This is a genomic window from Streptococcus sp. ALY_211 (assembly GCF_058314555.1).
Window position 1 is genome coordinate 165,910 of record NZ_JBZFUN010000002.1, and the last position, 15,269, is coordinate 181,178.

Sequence of the window (15,269 nt, forward strand, 5' to 3'; positions counted from 1 at the left end):
TAAAAAAAGCATAAAACTTTTACACGAAGTTTTATGCTTTTTTATAAGAGATCTTTTCTGTCCAATTGCTGGTAAGTCTGCTGACCATCATTTAATTTATCCCAAAGGACGACCTCTCCTTTAGCCAAGGATTTTTTGACATCAATAATACGTTGATTAGAAGATCCCCTGAATTGAAGGAGGAGGTTCTTCTTGCTTAGATCGAAACGGCCGTCAACAAGAATGTCAACTTCCTGTAAAAGCTCAAACTTATCGCTGGTTTCTAGCATCAATTCCTTCCAAGTATAACCTGTCCATGACCAGATATCTTTCCCAGGCAATTCTTGGCGCACGCGCCTAACCAAGGGAAGAAGGATCCCTGTATTTAAAAATGGTTCCCCGCCCAGTAAGGTTAATCCTTGGACATAAGGTTGTGCTAAATCATCCATAATTCTATCCTCAAGCTCTTTGGTATAAGGAATACCTGCATTGAAAGACCAGGTCGCCTGATTGTAACAACCTTCACAGTGGAACATACACCCACTAACATATAAGGAATTACGGACCCCCTCTCCATCGACAAAGTTAAAGGCTTTGTAGTCCATGATGCGGCCTTGGCTTAATTCTTCTGATTTCCATTCTTGAGGTTTTGGGTTATTCATCTATTTTCCCTCTAAATTTATCCAATAATGCTCAATACCATCAGCACAAGTCTCTAGCTCTCCGCCACAGTCCTGTATCACCTTGCGACTGGCTTGATTGTTCTGATCGCACGTCAGCAAAATCTGTTTGAGATTTTTTTGACTGGCTAGGATGAGGGTCTGGCTCAAGATCTGATGGGCCAAGCCCCTACCACGATGGTCTGGCTTCACATAGTAACCAATATGTCCGCCTTGCTGGCGTAAGGGATCATTTAATCTTAGCCTTAGTTGACTGAAACCCAGAGCCTCAGTTCCTTCAAAAGCCACTAGCTGTATGGAGGGAACCTCATCATCTTCTAAGTACAATCCTAGCTCTCGCCTAGCATTTGCTGTCAACCAATCCAGATAAGTGAGCTCATCTATGTGTCCCTTGGTCTCCAGCATATAATCTCTGAGTAAGTCCATAACACTTGCTTGATCTGATAATTCTGGTCTGCGTAAGACGAGCATGTCATTCTCCTTGTGGCAACTGTAAATCAAGTTTTCCCCATGCCGAAGGACTTGTATTAATTTGGTGACAAATCCAGTGACTCAACAGGCTAGACTCAACCTTGACAGGATTGACAGAGGTGTTAATGGCCTGTAAAAAGGCTGTGATTATAGACTCAAAGCCTCGCTTATAGAGAGTTGTATCCCAGGAGCCAAAACGGTCATTAGTTATACGGTTTCCTTGATAAATAGACAATTCTTCTAAATTGTCAAGCTGGTAAGAGGCTGCTGGCGTTTGTACTTCCATTGTCTCTTTACGACTACCTGACTGCAGATTCATGCTCACTACAAGAGAGGTTGATGGAGTTTCCATGGTCACCTGAACCCGTGTTAATAGGCCTTCCTTATCTGTATGATAATGAAATTCTCCACGGTAGGGTTCTTCATCAGCTAGGTAAAGGGCTGTATCCAAGGGGTGGATAAAAAAATCAAACAGTTTGAAAGTCAGAGGGCCTGGTCTATTTCCATCATTTTTTTCCACTCTGATATAGGTTTTTTCTTTCTGCTCCTTCATCAGCTCTACCTTGGGGGCAAAGCGACGGTTAAAACCTGCTACAAGAAAAGTATCTCTCTCCTTGGCCAGTCTATACAACTGCTCAGTCTGGTCGTAACTTTCTGTCAAGGGCTTGTCCATATAGACTGGAATCCCTTTTTCTAGGAAGGACTTTGCCGTCTCGAAATGAGCTACTGTCGCTGAGTGAATAAAAACACCATCTAGGTGAGCTTCTACTAGCTCATCTAGACTGTCGTAGGCAACAGATTGACCAAAAAGACTCTCTGTCTGCGCTAAGGTTTCCGAATTTCTTGTAAAGAGATGCCAACGAATATCTGGCAACTGGCGCATAAAAGGGAGGTAGGCTTTTTGTGCGATACCTCCGATTCCAACGATTCCGATATCTAACATAACCTGACCTCCCAAAGTACTATTTTTTATTTTGATATTGGCGTAATAAAGCTTTGACACGGTCCTTTTGACTGGGTCTAATCCCTCTTGACTGGTCCTCGTGGTATTTTTCTACCTGCTTGATTCCTTTATAATCTAATTGATATTTTCCCATAATAATCTTTTCCTTTTCTCATCTTCTTATGACAGCAGTCTAGTATTTGCAGCTGGTATGCATTTATCTAAGATTTTGTCCATCTGTCACTATGGTTGAACCATTCATATGCTTGACACGTGCTGCAATCTCTTTATGACGACCGTTGACCATTGGACGAGCCTGTGGATTACCAAGATAACCACAGGTTCGCTTGACCACATCGACTGTCTTTGGGTCACTGTTGCCACAGTTTGGACACTTAAAGCCACGCTCGGTCGGTTCAAAATCTCCTTCAAAGCCGCAAGCATAGCATTTATCAATCGGGGTATTGGTACCCAAATATCCCACTCGGTCATAGGCGAAGTCCCAGACTGCCTCTAGGGCTTTAGGATTTTGCTGGAGGACAGGATATTCACAATAATGAATAAAGCCACCGCTGGCTCCTAATTCAGGATAATCCTTTTCAAACTCCAACTTCTCAAAAGGGGTCGGCTTCTTACGAACATCGTAATGAAAAGAATTGGTGTAATATTCCTTATCTGTAATGTCCTTGACCAGGCCAAACTTCTCTGTATCTAGGCGACAAAAACGATCGGTTAGGCTCTCAGATGGTGTTGAATAGATAGAAAAATGATAATCATATTCATCTGACCAAGTCTCAACCAAGCTTTTCATCTCTTTGATAATGGTCTTGGTGAACTCCTTAGCTTGAGGATTGGTTTCCCATTCGCCACCGTAAAAGACTGTAGCCACTTCATAGAGACCTATATAGCCCAAGGAAACAGTTGCCCGGCGTTTATTGAAGAGCTCATCAACGTCATCCGTCTTTTCTAGCCTTTTCCCAAAAGCGCCATACTGATAGAGTATGGGGGCATTAGCTGGACTTGCCTCTTTAACACGCTGGATACGATAAACAAGGGCATCCTTTGCGATCTGCATCCGCTCATAAAAAAGTGACCAAAAGTGATCCTTATCACCTTGTGACTCCATGGCAATTCTAGGAAGGTTAACCGTCACTACTCCTAGATTCATCCGACCAGAATTGATTTCTCGTCCCTGCTCATCCTTCCAACCTTGCAGAAAAGAACGGCAGCCCATAGGAGCCTTGAAGGAACCTGTCAACTCTATAATCTTATCATAAGATAAAACATCTGGATACATCCGCTTGGTCGCACACTCTAGGGCCAGTTGCTTAATATCATAATTAGGACTGCCTGGCTCTAGGTTGAGTCCACGCTTAAGTGTAAAGATCAATTTTGGGAAAATAGCAGTCCGCTTCTCACTGCCCAAACCTTCAATACGGATACGTAAGATAGCTTTTTGAATTTCACGTTCCAGCCAAGACCTACCTAATCCAAAACCTAGTGAGGTAAAGGGGGTCTGTCCATTGGACGTAAAAAGGGTGTTAATTTCGTACTCTAAGCTCTGCATAGCATCATAGATATCTTTGATGGTCTTTTGACGAGCATAGGCTTCTTGCTTTTCTTCTGCCACCCACTCTTTAGCATCAGCTAGGTGTTTAGCATAGTTGCACTCAGCATAGGGAGCTAGGACTTCATCGATTCGATCGGCTGTACAGCCACCGTACTGGCTAGAGGCGACATTAGCAATAATCTGAGAAATCTGAGCTGTAGCTGTTTGTATGGATTTAGGACTTTCTACCTCAGCATTTCCAATCTTAAATCCTTGGGCTAACATACCTTTAAAATCAATCAAACAGCAGTTTGTCATAGGAGTATAAGGACTGTAGTCCAAGTCATGGAAGTGGATATCTCCCTTTTGATGGGCATTAGCTACATGAGGAGGTAGCATCCTGAGTCCAATGGCTTTACCAACGATACCAGCCGTTAGATCTCTCTGAGTATTAAAAACATCACTATCCTTATTGGCGTTTTCATTGACCACAGCCTGGTCCTTGTGCAAGAGCTGATTAATACGAACATTGATATCAGTGGCCTCTTCACGTTGGCGACTCTTTTCTCGATCGTAGCTTGCGTAAGCTCTTGCTAGGCTGGAGAATCCCTCTTTTTCCAGACTGGTCCGAATCAGTTGAGAAATCGTCTGGCTATCGATCGGCTGATCTTGTCTCGCTAGATCAACTATGAGTTGATCGACCAGATGCTCTAGTTCTTGATCGATCTCCAATGAATCTGATGCCTGCTGATTTGCTCGCTGGAGAGATCGTAAGAGCTTTTCTCTATCAAATCGTACCAAGCGACCATCACGCTTTTTAATACTATCTCTATTTAATATCGTCGCTACCACCATGCTACAGGCCTCCTTTATTCGCTCTTCATTATAGTACAAGCCCACATAAAAATCAATATCTTGTGGTATGATTTTAAGACACACACAAGATATTGATTTTTCTCTATTTTTTATGATAGACAATAAAGTGATCGGCACCCTTGATCGGTGTTTGTTGGTAGGTCTCTTCGATCACTTTTTTGATGCTGACTGGTAGCTTGTCTGAAGTATTGACGACAATGTACTCAGCGCTATCATCCAATAACTCATCCTGCATTTTCTTATTGTTATCCCGACTAGCTGTATTAAAGGCCGGAAGAGGGAATTGCGACGTCGAAGGGATAGAGGCATCTAGATAAATTTTAGCACTGGTATCCCAAACATAGATTTTATCTTTACTCTCGGTATGATCCACTAGGTAATTTGAGATAACTTGACGTTCCTGATTAATTCCAGTAGATGAGATTCCTTGAAAAATAGGATAGAGAATACCTGCGAAAATGACTAAGACTGGTAAATAAAGATGCTTTCTAAAGAAGAGACGTGAATAATTTTCTTGGAACTGACGCTGGCGACGGCGCTTGAGAGTCTTTTTAGGCTCTTCTTCTCTCTCAGCTTGTTCATGAATTTCTAAAGCGGACAATATAAGTCCAAAAGGCATAACCTGAAGTAAATTGTAAAGCGTAAAGCTATGTGACAGCAAAATATAAGGTAGGTTAATCATAATAGCTAGGGCTGCGATCCATTTTAAGGCCCTATGCTCATGATGAATATGACGCTGGGCAATCAATCCGAAAACACCGAGCAATAAGCCTGCAGCTGCCATCACCAAAAGCTGGAAGGGCAGACTGAGCGTCATAGAATAGCGGTCAATAGCCAGATGGGTGAAATTATACAGAAGCGCTTGCGCAATATAATCCCATAGGTTTCCCATCAAGAAAACAAAATAACCCACACTATAGTAGACTAGAAGTGATCCAAAAATCATACATAAAATTTGGTAGAAGCCTCTAGCAAAATGTTTATGGTAGCTGTTATAGCAAGCAACAACAAACAAGACAATCACCCAGAGCAATAGCGTCTTAGGCTCAATCAGTGCCGCTAAGGTAGCTAAAAAACCAAAATAGATAAAACGCTCATCTCGTACAGTCTGTGTAAAGTAAGTTGCTAATAGCCATAAGCAGAGTAAAACTAAGGCCATAGCGAACTGAATCGGATAAAGACCGCCAAACCCTAATCCTAAATTGAGTAGGTAAAAAATAACTGTAAAATTGAGACCCAGACGTTCGCGCCCTGTTGTAAAGGTGATTAGCTTGTCAAAATAAATTCCTGAGATATAATAGGCTAGCCCTTGTAGAAGCATCAACCAGGCACTGCTGCCAAGCGTATAGCTGGCTGCAATCATCAGGTAATACAAAATGCCCCCTGTCGCAAAGGTATGCGTATAAGGCAAGGCCCCTTCTAAGAGAGCATGACCTGTATATAGAGCATGCGATTGGTAAGGGGAGGCAAAGTTCGCCATCAAGGGATTGGCTACTGATAACACAGTCAGCAGCAGACTAAACAGGGCAATGATTGTCTTGTGCTTAGTACTTAGAGCAAATCTCTTAGCAGTTCCGTATGAATTTTGAGTCTCCGTATCAGATGATGTCGTCCTAGAAGTTCGATGACTGGCTGTCACCTGCTGATCATCCTTCTTAAATTCAGCCATATTACTCCTTACATTTAATAATCTATCAGAAATTTCCTATTGTCGTTTAAGGGGTTAAATCCCTTCTAGTATATCAGAAATTAATGGTTAGTCAATTTCACTAGCCGAGGGCACGCCATTAAAAAAACAGGCCGAAGCCTGTTCTAGGTCACTTACTCTTCATCCATAAAGCTATTGAAAACTTCTTCAATCATATCCCACTCAGCATCTGAGTCTTCTGGGATAGGTTGCAAATCTCCTTCTGTCCCATCTTCATTTTCTGTAAATGAGTAGGCTTGAATTTCAATCTCACCGTTTTCATCTTCTGTTGCACCAGATGGTACTAGCAAGACATAATTTTTACCAAATTCCTCACGACCATCGATGGTCAATAAAATTTCAAAAAGTGTCTCATTCCCTTGCTCATCAACCAAGGTAATCACTTCATGCTCATGATTGTGTTCGTGTGCCATGCAATATCTCTCCTCTAAATATATGGATCTGTAGGTTTTAGAACATTCGATCTAAATAATTTTGTAAAATCAACTGCGCAGCCAGCTTGTCGATTACTTTCTTTCGCTTACCACGGCTCACATCTGCCTGCTCAACCAGCATCCTTTCGGCTTGCACAGTTGTCAAACGTTCATCCTGGTACTCTACTGGCAGATCAAAAAGCTCTTTGATCTTTTCGCCATAGGATCGGCTGGCTTCGACACGTGGACCACTTGTATTATTCATATTCTTAGGAAGACCCACTACGAATTTGTCAACTTTGTAAGTCTTAACCAGTTCTCCTAATCGCTCAAAACCAAGATCATCCTGCTCTTCATCAATCTTGATGATCTCTAAGCCCTGCGCTGTAAATCCTAAGGGATCGCTAACAGCAACACCAACTGTCTTAGAGCCAACATCTAAACCCATGATTCTCATTATAAGTCGATCCCATTTCCTTTAAGATAGAAACGAACAAGCTCTTCGACGATTTCATCACGCTCATATTTTCTGATCTTATTACGGGCATCGTTGTAACGGGGCACATACGCTGGATCTCCACTCAATACATAACCAACAATTTGGTTGATTGGATTGTAGCCTTTCTCCTCGAGAGAGCTATAGACAGCTGTCAACGTATCACTGATTTCCTGCTTGCTCCCATCCTCAAGATTGAAGCGAACGGTCTCATCTGTAAATCCCATAGGTGCACCTTCTTTCTAAATGGCAGTTAATCGCTATCATTATACCTTATTTCATTAGGTAATTCAACGAAAAGAGCCTTATTGACTATTGATCAACTGGTCTTGCTCCTCCTCTTTCCATTACTAAAATATATTCTAGAGGAGTGTAGCGATCAATAGCCTCCCAATTGACTGGTGTATCAGCTTTTTCTGCTGCATCACGATCAAGATTTTTCATGTCAAAGGTCATCTCTATCTTAGTTTCATAATTTTTAGTTACGTCAACTTTTACTGTTAATCCCTTGACCTTTTTCATATCTTTTATAAATTTTTCCTTCTCTAGCTCTGGGACAATAGCACCTCTTACCTCGTTAAAATCAAGGCTTTTAGCCTTTTGCTTAACATCATTTGGCATTGGCTGATAGTAGGTGTCTTTTATGGTCTCATACTCATCATCCTTGTAAGTAATTGCCTCAATGATGTGCCCTTGTTCAGCCTTTTCTCCTACTATCTTTATTGACTTTGTTCCTGAAACTGACTTCACATCTGTAGCCGTTGATTTTTTCTTTTCAACTTTTGGACTATCTTGAGCGTCACTAGATGAGTTTGAGTTCGAGCAGGCTGCTAAACTGAACGTGAGAATGGCAAGAATGGGTAGCACGTAAAGTTTTCTTTTCATAATGATTGTCTCCTTAAAAAATACTTACAACCATTATAGCCTATTTTAGATAAAAAAAGAAGAGCCCGAGGCTCTCTTTTCTTATCTTTTAAAGAACTGCACGCATGCGTGCTTGGTTGTTTTCAACCTCTCGAATCGCTCTTGGTAAGAAGGCTCGGATATCATCTTCCTTATAGCCCACTTGCAATCGCTTATCATCAATCAAGATGGGGCTCTTGAGAATACGTGGATTGTTCTGGATAAGATCCACAACCTGACTCAAACTCAGGTCTTCAATATCAAAATCAAGCGCTCTGGCATAGCGGTTTTTTGAGGATACGATGCTCTCCACACCATCCTCGGTCTTAGATAGGATATTGAGGATCTCTTCCTTAGTCAATCCTTCCTTGCCTAGATTTTGTTCTTTATAGGGTAATTGGTGGTTGTTCAACCATGTTTTAGCTTTTTTACAACTTGTACAACTAGAAATTGTATAAATCTTAATCATGTCTCTTCTCTCTTTCTATCGCATGATAGACATATTATAGCACGCTTTCCTGGAAGAAAACATAGGTCGGAGGACCTATTTTAAAATTGTCAACTAAAAAACTTAAAAACAAAACGAAAAGGACTCAGTCCAGTACAATAACAGGACTGAATCCCTTCAACATGCTTGTCCAACTTTTTAAAGTCAGTACAAGATAAGCTTTTTAATCTTCAATTTCGATTGTATCTAAATCTAAAGCCAGTTCTTGATTATCATCAGCTTCTTGTGCTGACTCTTCTTGTAGGGGCGCTTCTGATTTTTCAAGATCCTCAATTAAGCCATATTTTATACGAACTTGGCGATCGATCTCTTCGAAAATTTCTGGATTGTCTGCTAGGAATTTCTTAGCATTTTCAGATCCTTGACCAATCTTTTCTCCATTGTAAGAATACCAAGCTCCCGCTTTTTGGATGATATCCATGTCCGTTGCAATCTTGACCAATTCACCTGTGCGTGAGATGCCTTCGCCATACATGATTTCCACTTCGGCTACCTTAAATGGTGGCGCCACCTTGTTTTTAACAACCTTGATTTTTGTTTCTTTACCGATGCTCTGGTCTTTTTGCTCACCTGTTCCCTTGATTTGTGTGCTTCCACGAACGTCTAAGCGAACGGAAGAATAAAACTTAAGGGCACGTCCACCGGGAGTCGTCTCAGGATTTCCGAACATGACACCCACTTTTTCACGCAACTGGTTGATAAAAATAGCAATGGTTTTGGTCTTATTGATAGAGGCAGAGAGCTTGCGCATAGCCTGACTCATCATACGAGCCTGCAATCCCACATGGCTATCACCGATATCACCATCGATTTCAGCACGTGGAACAAGGGCTGCAACCGAGTCCACAACAACCAAGTCAACAGCACCAGAATCAATCAGCTTACCTGCAATTTCCAATCCTTGTTCACCAGAATCCGGTTGAGACAAGAGAAGTTCGTCAATATTAACTCCTAAAGCTGCGGCATAAGCGGGATCAAGGGCATGCTCAGCATCGATAAAAGCAGCGATCCCACCTTCTTTTTGGGCTTGAGCTACAGCATGAAGGGCGACAGTCGTCTTACCTGAGGACTCCGGTCCGTAGATTTCAATGATACGTCCTTTAGGGTAGCCGCCTGCTCCTAAAGCAATATCTAGAGCCAGGCTACCTGAACTCATGACTTGAACCTTTTGCTCAGCACGCTCACCAAGCTTCATAATAGCACCTTTACCAAAGTCTTTTTCGATATTTTTTAAGGCATCATCTAAGGCTTTTTTGCGCTCATCCCCAAACTTTTTGGATACTTCTTCAGTTTTTTTTGCTTTTTTCGCCAATGTCACTCTCCTAGTTTTTTTTCTGTTTAGTATTAGTTATTATACTAAATTTTTATCATTTAATAAAGTTTTTCGTATGAAATCAAAGGCATGTAAAACAGCGATATCTCGAACATCTGAGCGGGAGCGTCCTGCGATGTTAATTTCTTTGCTGATCGTTTGAGTAGGGGTAGACAGTCCAATGAATACTGTCCCTGCTGGATGCCCCTCTAAAGCATCTGGTCCTGCTGCACCTGTCAAGGAGACAGCAATATCAGCTCCTGTTTGAACACGGGCACCCTGTGCCATTTGCTCCGCTGTATACTTGCTCACAACCCCATGCTTGGTCAAGGCTTCTAGATCAAGACCTAGCATTTTAGCTTTTTCTTCTATACTATAGGTGATAAAACCACCGTTAAAAATCTGAGAAGCTCCTGGAAAATCTGCCAGTCTAGCTTGAAGACGACCGGCTGTCAAGCTCTCTGCAGCACTCAATGTCAGCCCTCGTTCTTTAAGGAGGGTTACCACTACTTCAGCTAGAGAATTATCATCTCCATAGCCGTAAAAATAATCGGACAAGGGGCGGTCTTCGAGGGATTTGATCGTCATGATCTGACGCTCTAGCCGTTCTAACTTATCATCAGCTGCTGACTGGCTCTCTGCCTTTGTTGATAGGCGGAGTGTCACCTCACCTGTCTTAGCGTAGGGGGCTAAAGTAGGGTCTGTTTGAGACTGAATCAGATCATCTAAAACAGTAACCAACTGGCTCTCTCCGATACCAAAAAAACGCAATACTCGGGAGTAAAGCTGCTGATGATGCTTGTCTAGCATAGGAATAAGCTGCTCTTGGACCATGGGCTTTAGCTCACTTGGAGGGCCAGGTAAGATGATGTAAGTCACTCCCTTTTCCTCCAAATAGCCTCCAACTGCGAGACCTGTCCGATTGGGAAGCGGCTTAGCACCGTCAATAATCTGGGCTTGTCGCTCATTGTTTGGCGTACGAGAGCTGGATGGCCGACTAGCAAAAAACTGATCTAAACGCTCTTGCGCTTGTGGATCAAAGACCAAGGACTTTTCTAAATAATTAGCCAAGGTTTGCTTGGTTAAATCGTCCTCAGTTGGTCCCAGCCCCCCGCATAGGACAATAAGGTCACTGCGATGACTGGCTAAATCAATAACTGATAGCAGGCGCTCTTCATTGTCTCCGACAGCTGTCTGGAAGTAGACATCGATTCCCAGCTCAGCAAACCTCTCTGATAAATACTGGGCATTGGTGTTGACGATCTGACCTGTTAGAATTTCTGTACCGACAGCAATAATTTCTGCTTTCATGATGCCTCCTCTTATTTATACGTATTTTATTTTCATTGTAACAAAAAAAGTTGCTTATATTCCCTTCTTGATAGACTATTTTCAGAAAAATTCTGCAGAATTCAGAAATCTCTCTGCTTATTGTCCCATCATAAGAGAGGTCTTGGGGCATTTTGAATGATTAATTTTTGAAAAAATCGATTTATTTTGACCGTTTAGGGTGAAAAATGAACCGTTTAGGCAAAAGTGCTATATCAATCTAAATTTTAGGTATAATAAATGAGTCGGTAGATAGCCGAAAATATGAAGATAGAGATGTTGAATGCCTTACAGATCTATTTTTATCAAAACTAACAAGGAGATACTATGAGTATTTTAGAACTAAAACGGATTCGTAAATCTTATTATTTAGGTAAGGAAGAATTTCCTGTTCTTAAAGGGATTAACCTAACTTTTGACCAAGGGGATTTTATCAGTATTCTTGGAGAATCAGGTGGTGGTAAGTCAACCTTGATGAACATTATCGGCGGCTTGGATCGCAACTATTCAGGGGAAGTCATTGTCAACGGCCAACGCCAGAAAGGTAAGCGTGAGAAAGCCATGGATGACTACCGCCGAAAAACAGTCGGCTTTATCTTCCAGTCGTTTAACTTGGTCAACTATCTCAGTGTTTTAGACAATGTCTTGACCAGTCTAAAAATGACCAAGCTTTCTCACAAGGATCAGATTAAACAGGCTGAAAAATTATTGAAGCAGGTTGGGCTTTATGATCATCGTAAGAAAAAGCCGAGTCAGCTCTCTGGCGGTCAGAAGCAAAGGGTGGCTATTGCTCGTGCCCTAGCGAGTGACCCTGAGATTATCATTGCAGATGAACCAACAGGGGCTCTGGACCAAAACAATACCCAAGAAGTTCTGAATCTGTTACAAGATATTGCTAAATCTGGTAAAACAGTTATCGTCGTTACCCACTCTCAAGATGTAGCCAAGGCCGGTACACGCATCGTTCACTTAGATGACGGTATCATTACGGATGATGAGCGTTTACGCGAACCTTTTGCCCAGCCCGATGAAATCTCAGAGCTTCCATCTAAGCCGCTGAATCGCTCAGCTAGTTGGAAGATGGCTTGGTCACACTTCAAAAATGCCTGGAAGCAAAATTTGATCATTACTATCGGGATGGCCATTGGACTTTTTTCAGTCATGTTCTTCCTAGGATTAGGGACTGGGGCTAGAAATTATATGGATAGTTTTATTGGGGACATCGCAAACCCCAAGGCCTTCCAGGTAACGCTAAGGGACATAGACGCTGCCACTAGCACAGGAATGAGCACGGCTGATAAGAAAAAAATTGATAAGGTAGATCATGTTACAAAGACTGAGTACGGCTATGTTGCCAATACCTTTAATTTGTCTTATAAAGGTAAGACCGTACAGTCTAGCCTTTTGCAGAGCGCCAATGATACGATTCCTAAAGACACCCTGTCTAATAAAAAGATGCCTAAGGGAAACGAAATCGTTATTGATAGAGCTTATGCCAAGAAAAATATCGATAAAGATACTAAAAAGGCTATTGGTAAAACCGTTACTTTGAGTATCACAGCCCTAGGAACTAACAAGCAGCCTGTCACTATCACCAAGGACTATAAAGTCGTGGGAACCACTGATCAAATGACCATTGTCTCCTACGACAGCTTAAAAGAAGCTGCTACTGAGCAAAAGGCTCAACTCAATCCTAATTTTATAACGGTCAGCGTTGATGATCTCAATCATACTCAGACTGCTGAAGATGCGATCAAGGGTATGAAAAAAGATGGTAAAGCCATTTACAGCATCACTGGTATCGGTGAAAGTTTAGATTCTATCAAGGAAATCACCTATATTGTCGGTGTCGTCCTTGCTCTAGTTGCCGGTATCTCACTGCTGGTCAGCATTCTTATGATCGTGGCGACAACTTATATGAGTGTCTCTGAGCGGACGAAGGAAATTGGTGTGCTTCGGGCTATGGGGGCTCGTCGCAAAGATATCCGTCGTCTCTTTGTCAATGAAAGTTTACTGCTTGGCATTAGTGCTAGTCTCTTGGCTATTTTAGTTGCCTTTGGCGTACAAATCCTAGTCAATAAATTGGTTTACAGCACTATCAAGTTTGACATTATCCAAATTACAGCTGGTACGCTTATTGCTACCGTGCTGATCGGGCTCTTAATTGCTCTTATCGCTAGTCTGGCGCCATCTAGTAAAGCAGCTCGCCTTAATCCTATAGATGCTTTGGCCAGCGAATAATTTTCTGAATACTATTAAAACCCTAGAGGAGATTAATCCTTCTAGGGTTTTTGTGATTTTTGATACCCATATAGTGTATTGATCTATTTTGCTTTGAGGGATTTCAGTCATTAATTAACCAACCAAAGAAAAGCTATGTGGTTCTTTTGGATTGTCGTAGTAATTGTTGGAAGTTGTTTGTCCTTAGATATGTTATAATGTCGTTGGCACAAGTAACACCGCCTTAGATTGGAGGTGAGTTGCCAATGTGGCACGATATCTTCATATATGTCATCGCACCGATTGTAGTCGGGGTAGTGTTAGCACTATTCTCTAATTGGCTAGATAAGAGAGACGATGATTAGTGTGCCTCTGGCCCGGACGCAGTATTCGCAGCTGCGCAAAAAAAGCCTTAGCTTGGCAGAGCTAGGGCTTTTTCCGTTGCCTAATGTTAAGGCACGACATCTTCATTCGCAGTATTATTGTATGTCTTTATTTTGTTTTTGTCAATTTTATTAATTTTTCTAGGATAAAAAAATTTTTTAAAACTGTAGAAATTCTGGTAAGGAATAATAAACTTTTGGCTATAAATGAAGATTGGAGGAGTTCATATGACAGAGATTTTGGTAACATGTTCTCAAAAGGATAGTTTAGAAAGTATTATTTATAATCACACGTATCTTCATGATCATTGATCAAGCCTGCGGCTTGCAGGAAGGAATAGACACAGACGGGACCTACAAATTTGAATCCTCGCTTTTTCAACTCTTTAGATACCTGTTCGGACAGCGCTGTCTTAGCTGGGACTTTGCGATAATCCTGAACCGAATTGTTAATGGTCTTATTATCAACAAACGACCAAATATAGCGATCAAACGATCCATAATCTTTTTGAATGTTGAGGAAGGCTTGCGCATTGGTTCTGGTCGCATAGATTTTCAGGCGATTGCGAACAACGGCTGGATTTTCCAAGATAGCTTCTAGATCATCATCACTCATAGCAGCGACGGTAGCAAGATGGTAGTCGTGGAAAGCCTCTTTGAAAGCCGCTCGCTTGTTGAGAATGGTCTCCCAAGATAAACCAGCTTGATAGGTTTCTAAGCAAAGAAGCTCAAATAATGCCCGCTCATCATGAAGGGGCTTCCCCCACTCTTGATCATGGTAGCTGACATATAAAGGATTGGTTAGCTTGGCCCAACCACAGCGCTTACTCATAAGGGCTCCTTTCTCTTCTTAGGTCTTATTTCATTAGCATCTTGAGAGCTTGCTTGATATAGTTCTCTGTACTTTCTTGTGTGCCTTCAAAAAAGGCTTTTACCTTCTTAAGCTCTGATGCTTTGTAGCCCAGAGCTTGTAAGGCTTCCATTGCTTCGTCTAGTTCCTGGTTAACCGAACTTGAAGCTGCTGAAGAAGCTGTATCAGACTGTGATAAGGCCACAAATTTGCCAGCAAGATCCAGTACCATTTGCTGGGCTGTCTTTTTTCCGATCTTGGGAAACTTGCTTAAATACTTGATATCACTATTTTCGATAGCTGTCACCAAGCCGTCATTGTCATTGACAGCTACAATGGCCAAAGCTGTCGTAGGACCGATACCGGATACGGAAATTAGCTTAAGAAAGACGTTTTTTTCTGTCTCACTGTGAAAGCCATAGAGAAGCTGGGCATCCTCACGGACTACATGATGGAGGTAGATCTGAACAGCCTGATTCATCTGGTCAGAAAATGAATAAGGGTTAGCTACATTGATGACATAGCCGATACCTCCGGCTTCCACTACGATATAAGTGGCCGTAATTTTAGTTAACTGGCCCTTAATATAATCATACATGACTGATCCTCTCATAACTATTGATTTTACTATTGTATCACAAGTCTATAA

General features: G+C 41.8%; 17 protein-coding genes. 2 read left to right on the plus strand and 15 right to left on the minus strand.

Annotated elements, in window-relative coordinates:
- Window positions 1-41 precede the first annotated feature (41 nt).
- The 13 genes from nrdG to AC4HAJ_RS02795 all read right to left on the minus strand — a co-directional run bounded on the left by nrdG (window position 42) and on the right by AC4HAJ_RS02795 (window position 11,149).
- The gene (nrdG, locus tag AC4HAJ_RS02735) at window positions 42-641 is read right to left on the minus strand and encodes an anaerobic ribonucleoside-triphosphate reductase activating protein (protein ID WP_491078628.1); all 600 of its coding nucleotides are present in this window, start codon (window positions 639-641) and stop codon (window positions 42-44) included.
- A complete protein-coding gene (locus AC4HAJ_RS02740; RefSeq protein WP_491078629.1) occupies window positions 642-1,130 on the minus strand; it encodes a GNAT family N-acetyltransferase in 489 nt (162 codons plus the stop codon).
- Window position 1,131: 1 nt separating this feature from the next.
- Entirely contained in the window at window positions 1,132-2,073 is a 942-nt protein-coding gene (locus AC4HAJ_RS02745; RefSeq protein WP_491078630.1) for a Gfo/Idh/MocA family protein, read from the minus strand.
- A gap of 19 nt (window positions 2,074-2,092) precedes the next feature.
- Window positions 2,093-2,227 carry a hypothetical protein gene (locus tag AC4HAJ_RS02750; protein WP_491078631.1) on the minus strand — a complete coding sequence of 45 codons (135 nt, stop codon included), beginning with the start codon at window positions 2,225-2,227 and terminating at the stop codon, window positions 2,093-2,095.
- Between the two features lie 63 nt (window positions 2,228-2,290).
- Window positions 2,291-4,477, minus strand: coding sequence for an anaerobic ribonucleoside-triphosphate reductase (nrdD, locus tag AC4HAJ_RS02755; RefSeq protein WP_491078632.1), 2,187 nt, complete (start codon window positions 4,475-4,477; stop codon window positions 2,291-2,293).
- Window positions 4,478-4,580: 103 nt separating this feature from the next.
- Window positions 4,581-6,167 carry a DUF2079 domain-containing protein gene (locus AC4HAJ_RS02760; RefSeq protein ID WP_491078633.1) on the minus strand — a complete coding sequence of 529 codons (1,587 nt, stop codon included), beginning with the start codon at window positions 6,165-6,167 and terminating at the stop codon, window positions 4,581-4,583.
- 152 nt (window positions 6,168-6,319) lie between these two features.
- The gene (locus AC4HAJ_RS02765; protein ID WP_491078634.1) at window positions 6,320-6,619 is read right to left on the minus strand and encodes a DUF1292 domain-containing protein; all 300 of its coding nucleotides are present in this window, start codon (window positions 6,617-6,619) and stop codon (window positions 6,320-6,322) included.
- 37 nt (window positions 6,620-6,656) lie between these two features.
- On the minus strand, window positions 6,657-7,076 hold the full coding sequence (ruvX, locus tag AC4HAJ_RS02770; protein ID WP_491078635.1) for a Holliday junction resolvase RuvX: 420 nt from the start codon (window positions 7,074-7,076) through the stop codon (window positions 6,657-6,659).
- Window positions 7,076-7,342, minus strand: a complete 267-nt coding sequence (locus AC4HAJ_RS02775) for an IreB family regulatory phosphoprotein (RefSeq protein ID WP_491078636.1) — start codon at window positions 7,340-7,342, stop codon at window positions 7,076-7,078. The genes ruvX and AC4HAJ_RS02775 overlap by 1 nt, the downstream gene beginning before the upstream one ends.
- Window positions 7,343-7,427: 85 nt before the next feature.
- Window positions 7,428-8,000: an SP0191 family lipoprotein gene (locus tag AC4HAJ_RS02780; protein ID WP_491078637.1), complete on the minus strand. Its 573-nt coding sequence runs from the start codon at window positions 7,998-8,000 to the stop codon at window positions 7,428-7,430.
- 88 nt (window positions 8,001-8,088) lie between these two features.
- Window positions 8,089-8,487, minus strand: coding sequence for a transcriptional regulator Spx (gene spx / locus AC4HAJ_RS02785; protein WP_491078638.1), 399 nt, complete (start codon window positions 8,485-8,487; stop codon window positions 8,089-8,091).
- Between the two features lie 202 nt (window positions 8,488-8,689).
- Window positions 8,690-9,838: a recombinase RecA gene (gene recA / locus AC4HAJ_RS02790; RefSeq protein WP_491078639.1), complete on the minus strand. Its 1,149-nt coding sequence runs from the start codon at window positions 9,836-9,838 to the stop codon at window positions 8,690-8,692.
- A gap of 39 nt (window positions 9,839-9,877) precedes the next feature.
- On the minus strand, window positions 9,878-11,149 hold the full coding sequence (locus AC4HAJ_RS02795; RefSeq protein ID WP_491078640.1) for a competence/damage-inducible protein A: 1,272 nt from the start codon (window positions 11,147-11,149) through the stop codon (window positions 9,878-9,880).
- Between the two features lie 345 nt (window positions 11,150-11,494).
- On the opposite strand from AC4HAJ_RS02795, the gene AC4HAJ_RS02800 reads away from it, so the two are divergent.
- Both AC4HAJ_RS02800 and AC4HAJ_RS02805 read left to right on the plus strand, forming a co-directional pair.
- On the plus strand, window positions 11,495-13,408 hold the full coding sequence (locus tag AC4HAJ_RS02800) for an ABC transporter ATP-binding protein/permease (protein WP_491078641.1): 1,914 nt from the start codon (window positions 11,495-11,497) through the stop codon (window positions 13,406-13,408).
- A 245-nt stretch (window positions 13,409-13,653) separates the two neighbouring features.
- Complete coding sequence (locus AC4HAJ_RS02805; RefSeq protein ID WP_491078722.1) at window positions 13,654-13,752, plus strand: type I toxin-antitoxin system Fst family toxin; 99 nt, start codon at window positions 13,654-13,656, stop codon at window positions 13,750-13,752.
- A gap of 295 nt (window positions 13,753-14,047) precedes the next feature.
- Here AC4HAJ_RS02805 and AC4HAJ_RS02810 read toward each other — a convergent pair whose 3' ends face one another.
- Entirely contained in the window at window positions 14,048-14,602 is a 555-nt protein-coding gene (locus AC4HAJ_RS02810) for a DNA-3-methyladenine glycosylase I (RefSeq protein ID WP_491078642.1), read from the minus strand.
- 25 nt (window positions 14,603-14,627) lie between these two features.
- Window positions 14,628-15,218 (minus strand): Holliday junction branch migration protein RuvA, encoded by a 591-nt coding sequence (ruvA, locus tag AC4HAJ_RS02815; RefSeq protein ID WP_491078643.1) that lies wholly within the window; start codon window positions 15,216-15,218, stop codon window positions 14,628-14,630.
- Window positions 15,219-15,269 lie beyond the last annotated feature (51 nt).